The organism is Variovorax sp. KBS0712, from assembly GCF_006323185.2.
GTDB classification, from domain to species: domain Bacteria; phylum Pseudomonadota; class Gammaproteobacteria; order Burkholderiales; family Burkholderiaceae_C; genus Variovorax; species Variovorax boronicumulans.
The window spans coordinates 950,910-967,426 of record NZ_VCCD02000002.1 but is presented as its reverse complement, the minus strand read 5'-3'; the positions used below and the strand labels follow the sequence as shown (position 1 = coordinate 967,426).

The following is a 16,517-nucleotide window of genomic DNA, read 5'->3' as shown; positions in this document are numbered from 1 at the left end:
AGGCCGCCCCGCCAACCCCCTCAATCCCCCGCCGATGGGCCTAAAACGCCTCCGTCACCCCGTACGCCCGCATCTGTGCCTCGACCTGCGCCGCGTCCTGGCTCAGCACCACGAGGTCGTGCGCCTTGCCCTCGCGGTCCTTCACGTGGCGCGTGAGCAGGGCCTCGGGCCGGAAGCCCAGGGCCTGGAAGACGGCGATGGCGCCGCGCTGGTCGACGGTCATCTGGGCGACGATCTTTTCCTGCCCGTGGGCGAAGGCCAGCGCGCAGCCCTCCTGCGCCAGCTGCTGGCCCAGGCCGCCGCCGCGCAGCGCGGGCGACACCAGCACGCGCAGCTCGGCCACGTGGCCCGACCACGAATGCGGGTCGCGGATGACGGCGGCGCAGCCCAGCACGGCGCCGTCGCGCACGGCGAGCACGCTGTCGATGTCGCCGCGCTCGATGGCGCGGACCCAGGCGGCCATCACCTTGGGCTCGGTGATGTCGCGCGGCAGAAAGAGCAGGTCGTGCGCCGGCAGCGCCTGCGCGAAGGCCAGCACGGCGGGCGCGTCGGCGCCGGTCATCAGGCGCAGGGCGATGTCGCCGTCCGCGTGGGAAACGGTGCGCGGGTAGGTGCGGGAAGAAGATGCGGTCATGAGCGTAGGGGGATGGTTGTGTTCGTCAGGTGGAGCGCACGCCCAGCCACTCGTCGAGCTTGGGCCACAGCCGCCGCACGGCGTTGGTGCCGGCCGCCAGGCTCACGTGGCCGCCCTTGAGCACCACCTCTTCCTTGTCGGTGGAGCCGATGCCGGCGATCAGCGGCTGGCCCGCCTCGTAGGGCACGATGTGGTCGTGTTGCGCGAGCGCGTGCAGCACCGGCACGGTGATGTTCTTCAGCAGCACGGGGCGCCCGCCGAGCACCAGCTCGCCCTTGTGCAGCTTGTTGTCCCACATGAGTTCCTTCACCGTCTGGCGGAAGTACTCGCCGGCCAGCGGCAGCATCTCGGCGCCCCAGCGGTCGAACATGCGGTACGACTTGACGAACTCGTCGCTGGCCATGTTGTCCCACAGCTGCACCAGCCCGGCACCGCGCCCGGCGGGGCGCAGCATGTCGAAGGAGGCGAACAGCATCTCGGGCGGCACGTTGCCCACGGTGTCGATGAGGCGGTCGACGTCGAAGTAGCGCCGGTCGGACCACGCATGAAAGAGCTTCATGCGGCTGAAGTCGATCGGCGTGGTGAAGAGCGCCAGGTTCTTCATCGGCCCGCCGGGGTGCAGCGCCGCGTACAGCGTGGAGAGCACGCCGCCCATGCAGTAGCCGGCGATGGTCACGTCGTCCTCGCCCGAGTCTTCCTGCACGCGGCGGATCGAATCAGGAATGAAGTCGAGCACGTAGTCCTCGATGCGCAGGCGCTTCTCGTCGGGGCGCGGCGCGTTCCAGTCCATCACGTAGACGTCGTAGCCCTTGAGCAGCAGGTACTCGACCATGCTCTGGCCCGGCGCGAGGTCGAAGATGTAGGCGCGGTTGGTGGTGGCCATCACCATGAGCACCGGCACGCGGTAGATCTCGTCGACCATCGGGCGGTAGTGGTACAGGCTCAGCGTGCCGCGCCGGTGGATCTCGTCCTTGGGCGTGAGGCCGACGGCGGGCGCGGTCGAGGTCAGGAAGTCCAGCCCCTTGATGTTGCGCTGGATCGTGCGCTCGATCTCGCCGCGGATGTCGGGCAGCTGGAAGGTGTCGGGCGGCGCGCTCATGAGCGGCGCTTTCCAGCGGGGCGTTTCTTTGCGGCGGCGGTCTTGGCGGCCGGTGCAGGCGCTGCCGCCGCCGTGGGCGGCTGCTTGGTGCGGCGCGGCCGGGGCGGGGCGGTGGCTGCGTCGGCGGTCCGTGCGGCAGGTCCGGCCCCGCCTTCCAGCGCGCGGCGGATGCCCGCCAGGTGGTCGTCGATGCGGTGCAGCTGCTCGCCCAGCGCCTGCAGGTCGGCGCGCGTGGGCAGGTTCAGCAGCGTGAGGTAGCGCGCCATCAGGTCGCCCACCGCCTTCTGCGCGGTGAGCGAGGCGTTCATGCCGCCGTGCATGCCCTGGCGGAACGGGTCCGAGGCCATGGCTTCGTTGGCGAATTCGTTGGTGCTTTTTTCCCACTGGGCCGTGAGCTCGCGCCACAGGGCCATGGGATCGAGGGACGGAAACTGGCTCATGAAAAACACCTCCGTCTGGGTCTTTTGTCGTTGTCTCTTTTTCTTCAGTGATCGTCGCGCCGCGCCGCCCGTGCGGTGTGCGCGGCGATGGCCTCGATGATCTGCGGCCACATCGCGATCGGCAGCGCATGGCCCATGCGCGGGATGCGCAGCAGCGTCGCGCCGGGAATGGCCTCGGCCACGTCGATGCCGCAGGCCACGGGCACCAGCGGATCGACGTCGCCGTGAATCACCAGCGTGGGCACCTGCACCGCGCGCAGCGCCGGCTTGCGGTTGCCCGACGCGAACACGGCCGCCAGCTGCCGCGCCACGCCGCCCGGGTTGAGGCCGCGCAGGAAGGCCAGCTGCGCGCGCTCGGCGTCGCGCGCCTCGTCGAGCGGAAAGGCGTCGGGGCCGCGCAGCACGCGCCACAGCTTGGCGTGGTGCGGCAGGTAGGCCTCGAAGCTCGTCGGCGCGGGCGCGAACAGCACCGCCAGCGCCTCCGGCGTGGGCGGCGGCAGGGCCGGGTCGCCGGTGCTCGACATGATGCTGGTGAGCGAGCGCATCCGCCCCGGATGGTGGATGGCCATCTCCTGCCCGATGGCGCCGCCCATCGACGCCCCCACGACGTGGGCGCGCGCGATGCCCAGCGCGTCGAGCAGGCCGGCGCAGTCGTCGGCCATGTCGCGCAGCGTGTAGGGCACCTGCAGCGGGCGCCCGGCCATGGCCTGCAGCATCAGCGCCTGGATGTCGGGCACGCCGGCGTGCGGCAGGTGGGTGGAGTGGCCGATGTCGCGGTTGTCGAAGCGGATCACGTGGTGGCCGCCGGCCTGCGCCAGGGCGGCGCAGAACGCGTCGTCCCACGCGACCATCTGGGCGCCGAGGCCCATGACCAGCAACAGCGGCGGCGCCTCGGGGTCGCCGAAGCTGTCCCAGGCCAGTTCGATGCCGTTGGCGCGGGTGCGCCGTTCGGTGCGGGGCGCGACGGCGGTCATGCGGGCCTTTCTTTTCTTCTTGTTACTTGCGCTGCAGCAGCTTCGTGACCTCGTCCACGTTGGACTGGATGCGCTGGCGCACCACGTCGAAGGCGTCGGCCTGCGACTTGGCGGCCAGGGTGGCCAGCTCCTTGATGTCGTCGACGGCGCGCTGGAACGACTGGCGGCCCAACTCGTCGAGCTTGGCCAGGTTTTCCTTCGGGTCCTTGCCCGGCATCGCCTTGGCGGCGGTCTGCCATTCGGCGATGGCCGTCTTGATCATCTCGGTCTGTCGCTGCACCACGGTCTGCAGGCCCTGGTAGGACTTCTCGTTGGCCTGCATCAGCGCCTGCAGGTCCTTGCGGCCGCTGTCGAGCAGCTTGCCGGCGCCGCCGGTGAGGTTCAGGTTCTGCAGGCGCTCGGCCATGCCCTTGAGGTTCTTCATCGGATCGAGCATGTCCGCGGCGGACGGTGCCGCCTGCTTCGCGCCGGCGCTGCTGGCGGTGGTTTTTTTCGCGGCGGCTTTCTTGGCAGTGGCCATGGTGCGGAATCTCCTGTGTCGGGTGATGAAAACAATCGAACGGGTGGATGCAGGCAGCGGCCGGGCGGCCGGGGCCCGCCGCCACGATACGCCGGGCCGGCGCGGCCGAGGGCGCTCCAAGCGCGGATTTGCCTGCGGAGTTTCCCGGGGTGGCCCGCGCCGCACGGCCCGGCCTAGCGGGCGCCCGCGCTTTCCGTGATGTGGGATGCCCCGGTCGATTGGCGGGCCGGGCGGCCGCGACTACAATCCGGCGCTCCGAGGAGCGTTGCAGCGCCGTCAGGCGTGAGGCTCGGACCACATCGCAACCACGCTCACCCGCTGTTCTCGCGGTGAGTCTTTCTTCCCCGTACGCAGTGGCATCTTTCAAACCAGTTTTGGAGTTCACATGAGCGCTGTACTCAAGCCCACCCCCGTCTCGACCGCCGACCAGGCGATTGCCGACCTGTCCCTTGCCGCCTGGGGCCGCAAGGAAATCAAGATCGCCGAAACCGAGATGCCCGGCCTGATGGCCATCCGTGAAGAGTTCTCGAAGGGCCAGGCCCTGAAGGGCGCGCGCATCACGGGCTCGCTGCACATGACCATCCAGACGGCCGTGCTGATCGAGACGCTGCAAGCCCTGGGCGCCGAAGTGCGCTGGGCCTCGTGCAACATCTTCTCGACGCAGGACCACGCCGCTGCCGCCATCGCCGCCGCCGGCACCCCGGTGTTCGCCATCAAGGGCGAGTCGTTGAAGGACTACTGGGACTACACCCACGCCATCTTCGACTTCGGCCCCAAGGGCTCGAAGGGCGAAGGCCCGAACATGATCCTGGACGACGGCGGCGACGCCACGCTGCTCATGCACCTGGGCCAGCGCGCTGAAAAAGACCTGGGCGTGCTCGCCAACCCGACCAGCGAAGAAGAACGCATTCTGTACGCCGCCATCAAGGCCAAGCTGGCCGTGGACGACACCTGGTACACCCGCAAGTCGGCCGAGATCATCGGCGTGACCGAAGAGACGACCACCGGCGTGCACCGCCTGAACGAGATGAGCGCCAAGGGCACGCTGCTGTTCCGCGCCATCAACGTGAACGACTCGGTCACCAAGAGCAAGTTCGACAACCTGTACGGCTGCCGCGAATCGCTGGTCGACGGCATCAAGCGCGCCACCGACGTGATGATCGCTGGCAAGGTGGCCTGCGTGGCCGGCTACGGCGACGTGGGCAAGGGCTCGGCCCAGGCCCTGCGCGCACTGTCGGCGCAGGTGTGGGTGACTGAGATCGACCCCATCAACGCCCTGCAGGCCGCGATGGAAGGCTACAAGGTCGTGACCATGGAGTACGCCGCTGACAAGGCCGACATCTTCGTGACCACCACCGGCAACCGCGACGTGATCCGCCACGAGCACATGGCCGCCATGAAGGACCAGGCCATCGTCTGCAACATCGGCCACTTCGACAACGAGATCGACGTCGCGTCGATCGAGAAGTACGAGTGGGAAGAGATCAAGCCGCAGGTCGACCACATCACCTTCCCCGACGGCAAGAAGATCATCCTGCTCGCCAAGGGCCGCCTCGTGAACCTGGGCTGCGGCACGGGCCACCCGAGCTTCGTGATGTCGTCGTCGTTCGCCAACCAGACCATCGCCCAGATCGAGCTGTTCACCAAGCCCGACGCCTACCAGGCCGGCAAGGTCTACGTGCTGCCCAAGCATCTGGACGAGAAGGTCGCGCGCCTGCACCTGAAGAAGGTCGGCGCCATGCTCACCGAGCTGACCGACTCGCAAGCCGCCTACATCGGCGTGGACAAGAACGGCCCTTACAAGCCGGACACCTACCGCTATTGATCCGCGTGCGCGCCGATCAACTGTTGGTGGAGCGCGGCCTGGCCGCGTCGCGTTCGCAAGCCGTGCGGCTCATCGCCGGCGGCATGCGCTGGCGTGACGCGGGCACGGGCGACGCGTGGCGCAACGTCGCCAAGAACAAGGACGAAGTGCCCGAGTCGGCCGAGCTCGAGCTCGCCGACGCCGCCGAGGCACGCTACGTGTCGCGTGGCGGCCTCAAGCTCGAAGGCGCGCTGAAGACCAGCGGCGTGGACCCGACCGGCAAGCTCTGCCTGGACGTCGGCCAGTCGACCGGTGGCTTCACCGACTGCCTGCTGCAGCATGGCGCCGCCAAGGTGGTGGGCGTCGACGTCGGTCACGGGCAGCTGCATGCGCGCATGCGCGAGGACGAACGCGTGGTCGCCATCGAAGGCGTCAATGCGCGGGCGTTGTCGCCGGCCGACCTGCAGGTGGACGAGGGCGAGGACGACGAGGTGGGTGAGGCGCTCGAAGCTGTCGAAGCCCCGGCCGAGCCGCGCTTCGACCTCATCGTCGGCGACCTGTCCTTCATCTCGCTCACGCTGGTGCTGCCGGCCGTGGTGCAGTTCCTGGCCGACGACGGCCAGTTGCTGATGCTGGTCAAGCCGCAGTTCGAACTGCAGCCCGGCCAGGTCGGCAAGGGCGGCATCGTGCGCGACGAGGCGATGTACGCTGTGGTCGAGAAGCGCCTGCACGACGCCTGCGCGGCGCTCGACCTGAAGGTGCTGCGCTGGTTCGACAGCCCGATCGCCGGGGGCGACGGCAACCGCGAGTTTTTCATTCACGCCGTTCGTGCTGCTGCCAAGGCGGGCGACGGTTCCTAAGGAGACGCAGGTGCGCCTTCCGCTGAGTTTCGAATTCTTCCCGACCAAGACGCCCGAAGGCGCGGTCAAGCTGCGCGCCGTGCGCCAGCAGCTGTATGCGCGCAAGCCGCAGTTCTGCTCGGTCACCTACGGCGCGGGCGGCTCCACGCACCAGGGCACCTTCGGTGCGGTGCAGGAGATCCTGGCCGAGGGCGTGGATGCTGCCAGCCACTTCTCGTGCATCGGCGCCACGCGCGCCACGGTGCGTGAGCAGTTGGCCGAGCTGAAGGCCATGGGCGTGAAGCGCCTGGTCGCGCTGCGCGGCGACCTGCCCAGCGGCTACGGCATCGGTGGCGAGTTCCAGTACGCGAGCGACCTCGTCGCCTTCATCCGCGAGGAGACCGGCCGCGACTTCCACATCGAGGTGGCCTGCTACCCCGAAGTGCATCCGCAGGCGCGCTCGCCCGAAGCCGACCTGCAGGCCTTCGCGACCAAGATGAAGGCCGGCGCCGACTCGGCCATCACGCAGTATTTCTTCAGCCCCGAGGCCTACTTCCGCTTCGTCGACGACGCGCGCAAGCTGGGGCTCGACACGCCGATCGTGCCGGGCATCATGCCCATCACGAGCTCGACGCAGCTCATGCGTTTCTCGGACGCCTGCGGCGCCGAGATCCCGCGTTGGATCCGCCTGCGGCTGCAGGGCTTCGGCGACGACACGGCCTCCATCAAGGCCTTCGGCCTGGACGTGGTGACCGACCTGTGCGCGCGCCTGCAAGCGGGCGGCGCACCCGCGATCCACTTCTACACGATGAACCAGTCGGCGGCCACGCTGGCGATCCTGGAGCGCCTGGATTGAGAGGGCTGCGCGCGGTCGCCGTCGCGGTCTCCTGCGTGCTCGCAGGGTGCACCATGCCGCCTGCCACGCAGGAGAAGGACGCGGACACCGCCGCCGCGCCGGCGGCGTCCGGCAAGCGGCTGCAGCCGCTGGGACGCGGCCTGGCCGTGCCGCCCGGTGCCGCGCCGCGCTCGGCCGTGCCGTCGGTGCGCTACGACCTCGCGGTGTCCGGCACCGGCGAGTCGCTCGACGATGGCGTGCCCGGCGATGAGCCGCGCGAGATCTTCGAGCGCGGCGGGGCCTCGTGGTACGGCATCCAGTTCCACCAGCGCAAGACCGCCAACGGCGAGCGCTTCGACATGGGCGCCATGACGGCGGCCCACAAGACGCTGCCCTTCAACACGCGCGTGTGCGTGCGCAGCCTGGTCAACGGCAGCGAGGTGCTGGTGCGCGTCAATGACCGCGGGCCCTTCACGCCGGGCCGCATCATCGACCTGAGCCGCGCCGCGGCCGACCGCATCGGTCTCACGAGCATGGGCATCAAGCAGGTGGCGCTGTCGGTCATCGACCGCGAGGGCATGCGCTGCGGCGGCCAGGCCGTGGCGGCGGAAGATCTGCAGCCCGCGCTGTTGCCCGAGGCGCCGACCTCGCGCGTTCGCGCGCCGGCACCCGCGCGCAAGCGGGTGATCGTGCCGCCGCGCAAGCGCCGCTGAGCGGCCGGCCTCAGCCGCCGCTCTCGAGCGAGTAGGCGGCGTTGCGGTCCTGGGCCAGGCGCTCGGCCAGCTGGGGCAGCGCCTCGGCCAGTTGCGCCTTCAGCGTGTAGGGCGGGTTGATCAAAAACATGCCGCTGGCCGGCAGGCCCGGGCGCTGGGTTTCGCCCGAGGCGGCGTCCTTCGTGATCTTGCTCGACTTGACGGTCAGCGTGGCGTGCAGCCACGGCTTGCCGGCCTTGGTCGCCATCGTCTTCAGGCGACGCGGCAGGTCGTGCGCCTCGGGGCGCGGAATGATCGGGTACCAGACGGCATACGTGCCGGTGGCGAAGCGCTTGAGCGCCTCGGCCGCGAAGTCGAGCACGCGGCCGTAGTCGGTCTTCATTTCGTAGCTCGGGTCCATCAGCACCAGCGCGCGGCGCGAGGGCGGCGGCAGGAACTTGGTGGCGCTGCCGAAGCCGTCTTCGGTCAACACGGCGATCTGCCGGCCGGCTTCGAGCTGCGCGATGTTGGCGCCGAGCGTGCGCGAATCGGTCGGGTGCAGCTCGAACAGCTTGAGCTTGTCGTGGTCGCGCAGCAGGTGCTGCACGATGAACGGCGAGCCAGGGTAGACGCGGGCGCCGCCCTTGGGGTTGAAGTCGTGGATCACGCTCAGGTAGCGGGCAATGGCTTCGGCGACCGGCTTGTCCTCGGCGGGGGCGGCGGTCTTCTTTGCTGCCGTCTTGCCGGTAGGGGCGGGCGTGGCGGGCGCCTTTTCGGGCGCGGCGAAGAAGCGCAGCACGCCGTCGGCCGCTTCGCCGCTGGTGCCGGCGTAGTCGCCGTCGAGCCGGTAAAGGCCGGCGCCGGCGTGGGTGTCGACGACGGTCAGCGCGGCGTCTTTTTCAAGCAGGTGGTCGAGGGTGGCAATCAGGACCGTGTGCTTGAGCACGTCGGCGTGGTTGCCGGCATGGAACGCGTGGCGGTAACTGAACATGGAATGAGGCCTGAAAAAGTGGAAAAGGGAGCGCTAGACTCGCGCGGCGCTACATTGATTTACAAAACACAACGAGGGGCAGCAATGCGAGGAGCCGGATGGCGATTTTGGGGCCTGTGCGTCGGCGCGGGTGTTTTGTCTATTTTGACGGGCTGCGCCTCCGTGACCCACGGCACCACGCAGAACGTGAAGGTCGAGACCCTGTCGCCCGAGGGCAAGGTGGTCGACGGCGCCCGCTGCCGGGTCTCCAACGACCGCAATGATGCGGTGGTGCGCTCCGGCCTGACCCTGCCGGTGCGGCGCTCGGGCGAGAACCTGAACATCGAATGCACCCAGTCCGGCCTGCCGCCGGCCCGCGGCCAGGCGATTTCGCGCGTCAACGTGGGCCTGGTCGGCAACGTGATGATCGGCGGCCTGGTCGGCGTGGCGATCGACACCGGCACCGGCGCGGGCTTCAACTACCCGAGCTGGATCCAGCTGATCTTCGGCGAGGTGCGCAGCTTCGACCGCAGTGCGCAGACCGGCGACGAGGCGACGACCGGCATGAAGATCGGCACGACCGAGATGGCGGCCGCGCCGGCGCCGAAGACGGCCGTAGCGCCTGTGCCTGCGCCCGCGCCGGCCGTGGTCGCGCCACCGCCGCCTCCCGTGGCGGTTGCGCCGCCCGCCCCGCGCGCCCCCGCGCCCGCAGCACCGTCCGCCGCGCCCGACGCCCGCGTCTCGATGGACGACCTGCGCGGCCTGCTGCCCGCCAAGCCGTGAAGCCGATGTGGAAGAACGCCGCGCCGTGGCTGTGCGCCGCGGGCGCCCTGCTGGCCGCCGGCTCCGCCGCCGCGCTGGAACCCGACGCCCTGTTCGCCAAGCTGACCGGCAGCGTCTGGGCCGTGCGCACCTTCGACGCGCAGGAGCGCCCGCTGCGCGCCGGCAGCGCCGTGGTGATCGCGCCCGGCCGGCTCGTCACCAACTGCCACGTGCTCGCCAAGGCCAGCAATTTCGTGGTCAAGCGCGACAACGTCACCTACGGCGCCACGCTCGAATACCCGGACCCGGGGCGCGACCTGTGCCAGATCAAGGTCGCCAACTTCACGGCGCCGCCGGTGGCGCTGGCGCCTGCTGGCACCGCGCGGGTGGGGCAGCGCGTTTACGCCATCGGCAACCCGCGCGGACTGGAAAACACGCTCAGCGAAGGCCTGCTGTCGGGCCTGCGCGGTGGCGACGGCGAGGCGCGGCTGCTGCAGACCACGGCCGCCATCGCCCCCGGGTCGAGCGGCGGCGGGCTGTTCGACAGCGACGGCCGCCTGCTGGGCATCACCACCTTCTCTGCCCGCGACGGCGGCAACCTGAATTTCGCGATGCCGGCCGAGTTCCTGGCGGAACTGCCGGCCCGCGCCCAGGCGCAACTGGCGGCGCGGGCCCGGGAGCCTGCGGGCGCTGCCGCCCGACGGGTGGCCGACGCCGGTGGGGCGGGCATCCCGCTGACCGAGCCGCTGCGCGCCGGCGACGCGCTCGAGTACGTGCGCACGGACCGGCTGACGGGCAACCGGGCGCCGGTGATCTACCGGGTGGACCGGGTCAGCGGCGACGAGGTGTCGTTCAATGCCGGCAGCCGGATCGAGAAGACCAACGGGCAGGTGGTCTCCATCACGTCGCCGGCCGGCGGCCTGTTCGACACCGCGTCGCCGCCGGGCGGCTGGGCATTGCGCAAGGACGACATCCAGCCCGGCATGCGCTGGCAGCTCGACTACGTGACGACCACCGGCGACCGGCTGCGGCATGAACTCACCGCCTCGGTGGGCGGCGAGCAGACGATGCGTGTGGACGGGGTGGAGTTGAACGTGATGCGCATCGGCTACGAGGGCTGGATCTTCGCCTCCAGCACCACCAGCTTGCCGCTGACCGGCGCCAGCACGCGCTTTCGGGGCGCCGCCTGGTACAGCCCCGAGCTGGGCCGGGTCGTCCGTTTCGAGGGCGAATACCAGCGCGGGGTCTCCTCGGGGGCCAACGAGAGCCTGGAGCTGGTCCGCATCCAGCGCTGAGGCCCCCGGAAACCCGGAAATTGGTCGTTTGGCCATTTCTTCATATAATCGCGGGCTTCGCAGCGTTTTTGTAGCCCCGCGGCGAAGGTATGCCAGCCACCCTTTCATTGGGCGGAAGGCGTGAAAACCCACCTAAGAGATTCCCATCAGAGGAACGCCGACCGTGGAAAAGGGCTCGCCAAACCCTCTTTCAAGAGAAAAACTCATGACCAAAACGTTCAGCGCCAAGCCCGCTGACGTGACGCACGAGTGGTTTGTGATTGACGCGACCGACAAGGTCCTCGGACGAGTAGCCAGCGAAGTTGCTCTCCGTTTGCGCGGCAAACACAAGGCCATTTACACGCCTCACGTCGATACCGGTGACTACATCGTCATCATCAACGCCGCGCAACTGCGCGTCACCGGCGCCAAGTCGATCGACAAGGTGTACTACCGTCACTCGGGCTACCCGGGCGGTATCACGGCGACGAACTTCCGCGACATGCAGAACAAGCACCCGGGCCGCGCCCTGGAAAAGGCTGTCAAGGGCATGCTGCCCAAGGGCCCGCTTGGTTACGCGATGATCAAGAAACTCAAGGTGTACGGTGGTGCTGAGCACCCGCATACCGCCCAACAGCCCAAAGTGCTGGAACTGTAAGGAGCCTTGAGAATGATTGGTGAATGGAACAATGGCACCGGCCGTCGCAAATCCAGCGTCGCCCGCGTGTTTCTGAAAAAAGGCACCGGCAAGATCACGGTCAACGGCAAGGACATCCAAGCGTTCTTCGGCCGTGAAACCTCGATCATGATCGCCAAGCAGCCCCTGGCGCTGACCAACAACCTCGAAGCTTTCGACGTGATGGTCAACGTGAACGGCGGCGGCGAATCGGGTCAAGCCGGCGCCACGCGCCACGGCATCACCCGTGCCCTGATCGACTACGACGCTTCGCTGAAGCCCGTCCTGAGCCAAGCCGGCTTCGTGACGCGCGACGCACGTGAAGTCGAGCGTAAGAAGGTCGGTCTGCACTCCGCCCGTCGCCGCAAGCAGTTCAGCAAGCGCTGATCCCCTGCTCGTTGCGAGACAAGAAGCCGCCCTCGGGCGGCTTTTTCGTGGCCGCGTCCCCCAGGTGCCCCTGGTGGATGCGGCGCCCGACCCCACTTGCGATGGGTGCTCGCCACAGTCGGCCTGCCGAAAATGCGGCATTGCAGTAGCATCCGTCCCATTGGCCGCCCAAGCGGCCCCCCAAGGAGTTTCACCCCATGAGCGCTGTTGCCGAAAACATCCAGACCCAGATGCCCGAGCCGATCGTCTTCACCGACAGCGCGGCCGCCAAGGTCGCCGACCTGATCGCCGAAGAGGGCAATCCCGACCTGAAGCTGCGCGTGTTCGTGCAGGGGGGCGGGTGCTCGGGCTTCCAGTACGGTTTCACCTTCGACGAGATCACCAACGAAGACGACACCACCATGACCAAGAACGGTGTGTCGCTGCTGATCGACGCCATGAGCTACCAATACCTGCTCGGCGCCGAGATCGACTACAAGGAAGACCTGCAGGGCGCCCAGTTCGTCATCAAGAACCCGAACGCCACCAGCACCTGCGGCTGCGGTTCCAGCTTCTCGGCCTGATGCCTGGATGCTGCTGACCAGCCCCCTCGAAAAAGCCGCCTCCGGGCGGCTTTTTGCTGCCCGTCGTTTTCCTGAGTCCACGCTTTCCCGATGAGTCCCGAAACCGCCGTCCCCGTCGATCCCGCCCGCAAGAGCCTGCTGTGGCTCGTGGCCGTGGGCTTTTTCATGCAGACGCTGGACGCCACCATCATCAACACGGCGCTGCCCGCGATGGCTGCCAGCCTGGGCGAGAGCCCGCTGCGCATGCAGTCGGTGGTGGTGGCCTACGCGCTCACCATGGCGATGCTGATCCCCGCCTCGGGCTGGATCGCCGACCGCTTCGGCACGCGGCGCGTCTTCTTCTGCGCCATCGTGCTGTTCGCCGCCGGCTCGGTGCTGTGCGCGCTCTCGCAGGGGCTGGGGCAGCTCGTGGCGGCGCGGGTGGTGCAGGGCCTGGGCGGGGCGCTGCTGCTGCCCGTGGGGCGGCTGGCGCTGCTGCGCACGGTGCCGCGCGGCGAGTTCCTGCAGGCGATGAGCTTCGTGGCCATCCCGGGGCTCATCGGGCCGCTGCTGGGGCCCACGCTGGGCGGCTGGCTGGTGCAGTACGCCTCCTGGCACTGGATCTTCCTGATCAACGTGCCGGTGGGGCTGGCCGGCTGCATCGCCACGCTGCGCTACATGCCAGACCTGCGCGGCGCGCTCCAGAAGCGCTTCGACGGCGTGGGCTACGCGCTGCTGGCCTTCGGCATGGTGGCGATCTCGCTGGCGGTCGACGGCGTGTCGGGGCTCGGGCTGCGCCAGGGCGGGGTGATGGCGGTGCTGATCTTCGGCTTCGCCGCCGTGGTCGCCTACTGGCTGCGCGCGGCGCGCACGCCCGAACCGCTGTTCTCGCCCGCGCTGTTCGGCATTCCGACGCTGAGCATCGGCCTGCTCGGCAACCTGTTCTCCCGTCTGGGCAGCAGCTGCATGCCCTTCCTGGTGCCGCTGCTGCTGCAGGTGTCGATGGGTTATTCGCCGGTGCGCGCCGGGCTGATGATGCTGCCGGTGGCGCTGGCCGGCATGGCCATGAAGCGCTTTGCCACGCCGCTGATCACGCGCCACGGCTACCGCCGCGTGCTGGTCGCCAACACGGTGCTGGTCGGCTGCACCATGGCCAGCTTCGGCCTCACGGCGCCGGGGCAGCCGGTGGCACTGCACCTGCTGCAGCTGCTGGTGTTCGGCGCGGTCAACTCGCTGCAGTTCACGGCCATGAACACCATCACCCTGAAGGACCTCGACGGCGGCATGGCCAGCAGCGGCAACAGCCTGCTGTCGATGGTGCAGATGCTCGCGATGAGCCTGGGCGTGGCCGCAGCCGGCGCCGTGCTGGCGGGCTACAACGGCGTGTTCGGCACGGCAACGCCGATGCAGACGCTCGATGCGTTCCAGGCCACGTTCGCGACCATGGGGCTCATCACGGTGGCTTCGGCGCTGATCTTCTGGCATCTGCCCGCAGAAGTGCGCGCGGCCCAGCCTGCGCAGCCGGAAGTCTCCGGCCAGGGCTGACGCAGATCAGGCGGGGTAGATCGCGCCGAGCACCCGCGCCCCGCGCGCGCCGGTCACGCTCGCGAGGTTGCCGGGTTCGCGCCGGACGGTGCGCCGGGCCAGCCACGCGAAGGCGGCCGCCTCGACCTGCTGGGGCGGCAGGCCGTGTTCCGACGACGCCTGCACCTGCACGCCGGGCAGCAGGGCGCGCAGGCGGGCCATGAGGTGGTCATTGAGCGCACCGCCGCCGCAGACGATCAGCAAGGCACTCTCTTTTTGATAGCTACGCAACGCTGCCGCGCAGGTGCTGGCGGTCAGTTCGGCCAGCGTGGCCTGCACGTCGACAGGCGCCCAGGCGGCCGTGCCCAGGTGGCCGGCCAGCCAGTCCGGATGGAATAAATCGCGCCCCGTGCTCTTCGGCGGCGCCTTGGCGAAATACGGTTCGGCCTGCAGCCGGGCCAGCAGTTCGGGCAGCACGCGCCCGCTGGCCGCCCAGTGGCCGCCCCGGTCGAAGGGCTGGCCGAGGTGGCGCTGGCACCAGTGGTCCATCAGCGCGTTGGCGGGGCCGCAATCGAAGCCCAGCAGGGGGGCGGTGCCCGCCGGCGCGTTCGTGGCGGGCAGCAGGCTCAGGTTGGAGATGCCGCCGAGGTTCAGCACGGCGACGGGCGCGTCGGGCCGGGCGAACAGGGCCTGGTGAAAGGCCGGCACCAACGGGGCGCCCTGGCCGCCGGCCGCGAGGTCGCGGCTGCGGAAGTCGGCGACCACGTCGATGCCGCTCAGCTCGGCCAGCAGCGAAGGGTTGTTGACCTGCAGCGTGTAGCCCGTGCCGTCGAATTCGAGCGGCCGGTGGCGCACGGTCTGGCCGTGGGCGCCGATGGCGGTGACGGCGCTCGGGGCCGTGCCGGTGCTGGCCAGCAGCTGCGCGACCACGTCGGCATACACCCGCGCCAGGCCGTTGCCGGCCAGGGCTGCGCGGTGCAGTTCGTTGTCGCCGGGGGTGTTGAGCGCCAGCAGCTCGGCGCGCAGCGGGGCGGGAAAGTCGGCGCTGGCGTGGCCGATCACCGCGAGGTGGCCGTCGTCGGAGAAATCGGCGATGACGCCGTCGACCCCGTCGAGCGAGGTGCCCGACATCAGGCCGATGAAGCGTTGCTGCGGCGGCTGCGGTGCGGCGGCCATGCCCAGGGGAGCGAGGCTCAGTCGGCGCTGGCCTGGATCACCGAGAAGGCGGCAGCCAGCTCGGTGCGGGCGCCCACGGCGATGCGTTCGAAGGCCGGACGCAGGGCGGCGGTGATCGGTGCGCCGCCTTCCTGCGCGATCGTGGTCGGGTCCTGGTAGGCCCCGCCGACGCGGTACTCGAAGTGCAGGTGCGGGCCGGTGGCCCAGCCGGTGGAGCCGACGGCGCCGATGGTCTGGCCCTGGCTCACGCTCTCGCCGGCCTTCACGTTGATGCGGCTCAGGTGGGCGTAGGCCGTCTGCTGGTTGTTGCGGTGGTTGATGATGACGATGTTGCCGTAGCCGCTTTGCGTGCCGGCGAAATCGACCGTGCCATCACCGACCGTGCGCACCGCGGTGCCCGTGGGCGCCGCGTAGTCGATGCCGTTGTGCTGGCGCCAGCTGTTCAAAATCGGGTGCATGCGCATCGCGAAACCGCTGGACACGCGCGAGAACTCGACCGGCGACGCCAGGTAGGCCTTGCGCAGGCTGTCGCCGTTCGGGCGGTAGTAGCTGCCCTTCTGGCCCGCGCCCGGAGGCTGGAACCAGACGGCCTGGTGGACCTTGCCGTTGTTCTCGAACTCGGCCGAGAGCACGCGGCCGCTGCGCAGCGCCTGGCCGTCGGCTTCGAAGGTCTCGTAGACCACGGCGAAGCGGTCGCCCTTGCGCAGCGAGCGCACGTCGACGTCGCCCGCGAAGATGTCGGCCAGCTGGCTGGCCACGGCGTCGGGAATGCGCGAGTCGTCGGTGGCGGCGAACAGCGAGCTGCGGATGGTGCCACTGGCCAGGCGCGTGCCCGGCGTCAGCATGTCGCGCTCGGTGCGGGCGACAAAACCGGTGGGCGTGCGCTCGACGACGAAACGCTTGAAGCCGCCGTCGGCGTCGGGAATCCAGCGGGCGCTCAGCTTTTGCAGTTGGTTTTCCTGCGTGGCTTCGGCCGTCACGGTGCGGCCCACGCGCGCGAACAGCGCCATGCGCGCCTCGGCGTTGCCACGCACGAAGGCGGTGGCGGCGGGGTCGGAAATGCCCAGGCGCTTCATCAGCGCCTCGGCCGTGTCGCTGGAGCGCGAGACGTCGGTGCGGAACAGCGTGAAGCTGAAGTTCTCGAGCGACGCCGACTGGTCGGCGAAAGACACCGGCGCGGTGGCTTCGAGCACTTGCTGGATGGGGAGGTCGGACGCGTCGGGACCGAGCGAGGCGACCGCGAGGGTGCCGGCGCTGAGCAGCATCGCAGCGATCGCTGCGGTGATCTGCTTGGGGTACGTCCGGAATGTGTACGCCACGCGGGAAGCGAGAAGCTCCTCGGCGGCAAGGATGCCGTTGATCAAACTGT

18 protein-coding genes and 1 riboswitch are annotated in these 16,517 nt (G+C 69.4%); of the genes, 10 read left to right on the top strand and 8 right to left on the bottom strand.

The genetic code is table 11. The annotated features are described in order from the left end of the window. Window positions 1–40: 40 nt before the first annotated feature. Genes FFI97_RS21445 through phaP form a run of 5 tightly spaced genes read right to left on the bottom strand, consistent with a single transcriptional unit; the run spans window position 41 to window position 3,667 of the window. Entirely contained in the window at window positions 41–634 is a 594-nt protein-coding gene (locus FFI97_RS21445) for a GNAT family N-acetyltransferase (RefSeq protein WP_139706027.1), read from the bottom strand. A gap of 25 nt (window positions 635–659) precedes the next feature. Next, window positions 660–1,733: an alpha/beta fold hydrolase gene (locus tag FFI97_RS21440; protein WP_139706029.1), complete on the bottom strand. Its 1,074-nt coding sequence runs from the start codon at window positions 1,731–1,733 to the stop codon at window positions 660–662. Then, complete coding sequence (locus FFI97_RS21435) at window positions 1,730–2,173, bottom strand: hypothetical protein (protein ID WP_139706031.1); 444 nt, start codon at window positions 2,171–2,173, stop codon at window positions 1,730–1,732. Before FFI97_RS21435 ends, FFI97_RS21440 begins: the two co-directional genes overlap by 4 nt. Window positions 2,174–2,217: 44 nt before the next feature. Then, window positions 2,218–3,147, bottom strand: coding sequence for an alpha/beta fold hydrolase (locus FFI97_RS21430; protein WP_095947938.1), 930 nt, complete (start codon window positions 3,145–3,147; stop codon window positions 2,218–2,220). A 22-nt stretch (window positions 3,148–3,169) separates the two neighbouring features. Next, the gene (phaP, locus tag FFI97_RS21425; protein WP_139706033.1) at window positions 3,170–3,667 is read right to left on the bottom strand and encodes a TIGR01841 family phasin; all 498 of its coding nucleotides are present in this window, start codon (window positions 3,665–3,667) and stop codon (window positions 3,170–3,172) included. 251 nt (window positions 3,668–3,918) lie between these two features. Continuing rightward, window positions 3,919–3,987, top strand: a riboswitch (S-adenosyl-L-homocysteine riboswitch). Between the two features lie 65 nt (window positions 3,988–4,052). Here phaP and ahcY point away from each other — a divergent pair. From ahcY to FFI97_RS21405, 4 genes are read left to right on the top strand one after another with little or no spacing between them, the layout of a single operon-like run. Further along, window positions 4,053–5,492: an adenosylhomocysteinase gene (gene ahcY / locus FFI97_RS21420; protein ID WP_070062885.1), complete on the top strand. Its 1,440-nt coding sequence runs from the start codon at window positions 4,053–4,055 to the stop codon at window positions 5,490–5,492. 5 nt (window positions 5,493–5,497) lie between these two features. Then, complete coding sequence (locus tag FFI97_RS21415; protein ID WP_139706035.1) at window positions 5,498–6,331, top strand: TlyA family RNA methyltransferase; 834 nt, start codon at window positions 5,498–5,500, stop codon at window positions 6,329–6,331. 10 nt (window positions 6,332–6,341) lie between these two features. Then, window positions 6,342–7,166 (top strand): methylenetetrahydrofolate reductase [NAD(P)H], encoded by an 825-nt coding sequence (gene metF, locus FFI97_RS21410; protein WP_062482359.1) that lies wholly within the window; start codon window positions 6,342–6,344, stop codon window positions 7,164–7,166. A gap of 53 nt (window positions 7,167–7,219) precedes the next feature. Continuing rightward, a complete protein-coding gene (locus FFI97_RS21405; RefSeq protein WP_095746890.1) occupies window positions 7,220–7,858 on the top strand; it encodes a septal ring lytic transglycosylase RlpA family protein in 639 nt (212 codons plus the stop codon). A gap of 10 nt (window positions 7,859–7,868) precedes the next feature. Here FFI97_RS21405 and FFI97_RS21400 read toward each other — a convergent pair whose 3' ends face one another. Then, window positions 7,869–8,828 (bottom strand): 23S rRNA (adenine(2030)-N(6))-methyltransferase RlmJ, encoded by a 960-nt coding sequence (locus FFI97_RS21400; RefSeq protein ID WP_139706037.1) that lies wholly within the window; start codon window positions 8,826–8,828, stop codon window positions 7,869–7,871. A gap of 162 nt (window positions 8,829–8,990) precedes the next feature. Here FFI97_RS21400 and FFI97_RS33665 point away from each other — a divergent pair, with 162 nt between their 5' ends. The 6 genes from FFI97_RS33665 (at window position 8,991) to mdtD (ending at window position 13,993) form a co-directional block, all read left to right on the top strand. Then, entirely contained in the window at window positions 8,991–9,590 is a 600-nt protein-coding gene (locus FFI97_RS33665; RefSeq protein WP_185993675.1) for a hypothetical protein, read from the top strand. Window positions 9,591–9,595: 5 nt separating this feature from the next. Continuing rightward, on the top strand, window positions 9,596–10,864 hold the full coding sequence (locus tag FFI97_RS21390) for a S1C family serine protease (protein WP_139706039.1): 1,269 nt from the start codon (window positions 9,596–9,598) through the stop codon (window positions 10,862–10,864). Window positions 10,865–11,069: 205 nt separating this feature from the next. Continuing rightward, a complete protein-coding gene (rplM, locus tag FFI97_RS21385; RefSeq protein WP_062479213.1) occupies window positions 11,070–11,501 on the top strand; it encodes a 50S ribosomal protein L13 in 432 nt (143 codons plus the stop codon). A gap of 12 nt (window positions 11,502–11,513) precedes the next feature. Further along, complete coding sequence (gene rpsI / locus FFI97_RS21380; RefSeq protein ID WP_062479216.1) at window positions 11,514–11,906, top strand: 30S ribosomal protein S9; 393 nt, start codon at window positions 11,514–11,516, stop codon at window positions 11,904–11,906. 197 nt (window positions 11,907–12,103) lie between these two features. Then, the gene (gene erpA / locus FFI97_RS21375; RefSeq protein ID WP_056577477.1) at window positions 12,104–12,469 is read left to right on the top strand and encodes an iron-sulfur cluster insertion protein ErpA; all 366 of its coding nucleotides are present in this window, start codon (window positions 12,104–12,106) and stop codon (window positions 12,467–12,469) included. A gap of 90 nt (window positions 12,470–12,559) precedes the next feature. Continuing rightward, window positions 12,560–13,993, top strand: a complete 1,434-nt coding sequence (mdtD, locus tag FFI97_RS21370; protein WP_139706042.1) for a multidrug transporter subunit MdtD — start codon at window positions 12,560–12,562, stop codon at window positions 13,991–13,993. Between the two features lie 6 nt (window positions 13,994–13,999). Here mdtD and FFI97_RS21365 read toward each other — a convergent pair whose 3' ends face one another. Continuing rightward, on the bottom strand, window positions 14,000–15,148 hold the full coding sequence (locus FFI97_RS21365) for an anhydro-N-acetylmuramic acid kinase (RefSeq protein ID WP_139706044.1): 1,149 nt from the start codon (window positions 15,146–15,148) through the stop codon (window positions 14,000–14,002). A 17-nt stretch (window positions 15,149–15,165) separates the two neighbouring features. Continuing rightward, a complete protein-coding gene (locus FFI97_RS21360) occupies window positions 15,166–16,512 on the bottom strand; it encodes a M23 family metallopeptidase (protein ID WP_062479224.1) in 1,347 nt (448 codons plus the stop codon). Window positions 16,513–16,517: the final 5 nt, after the last annotated feature.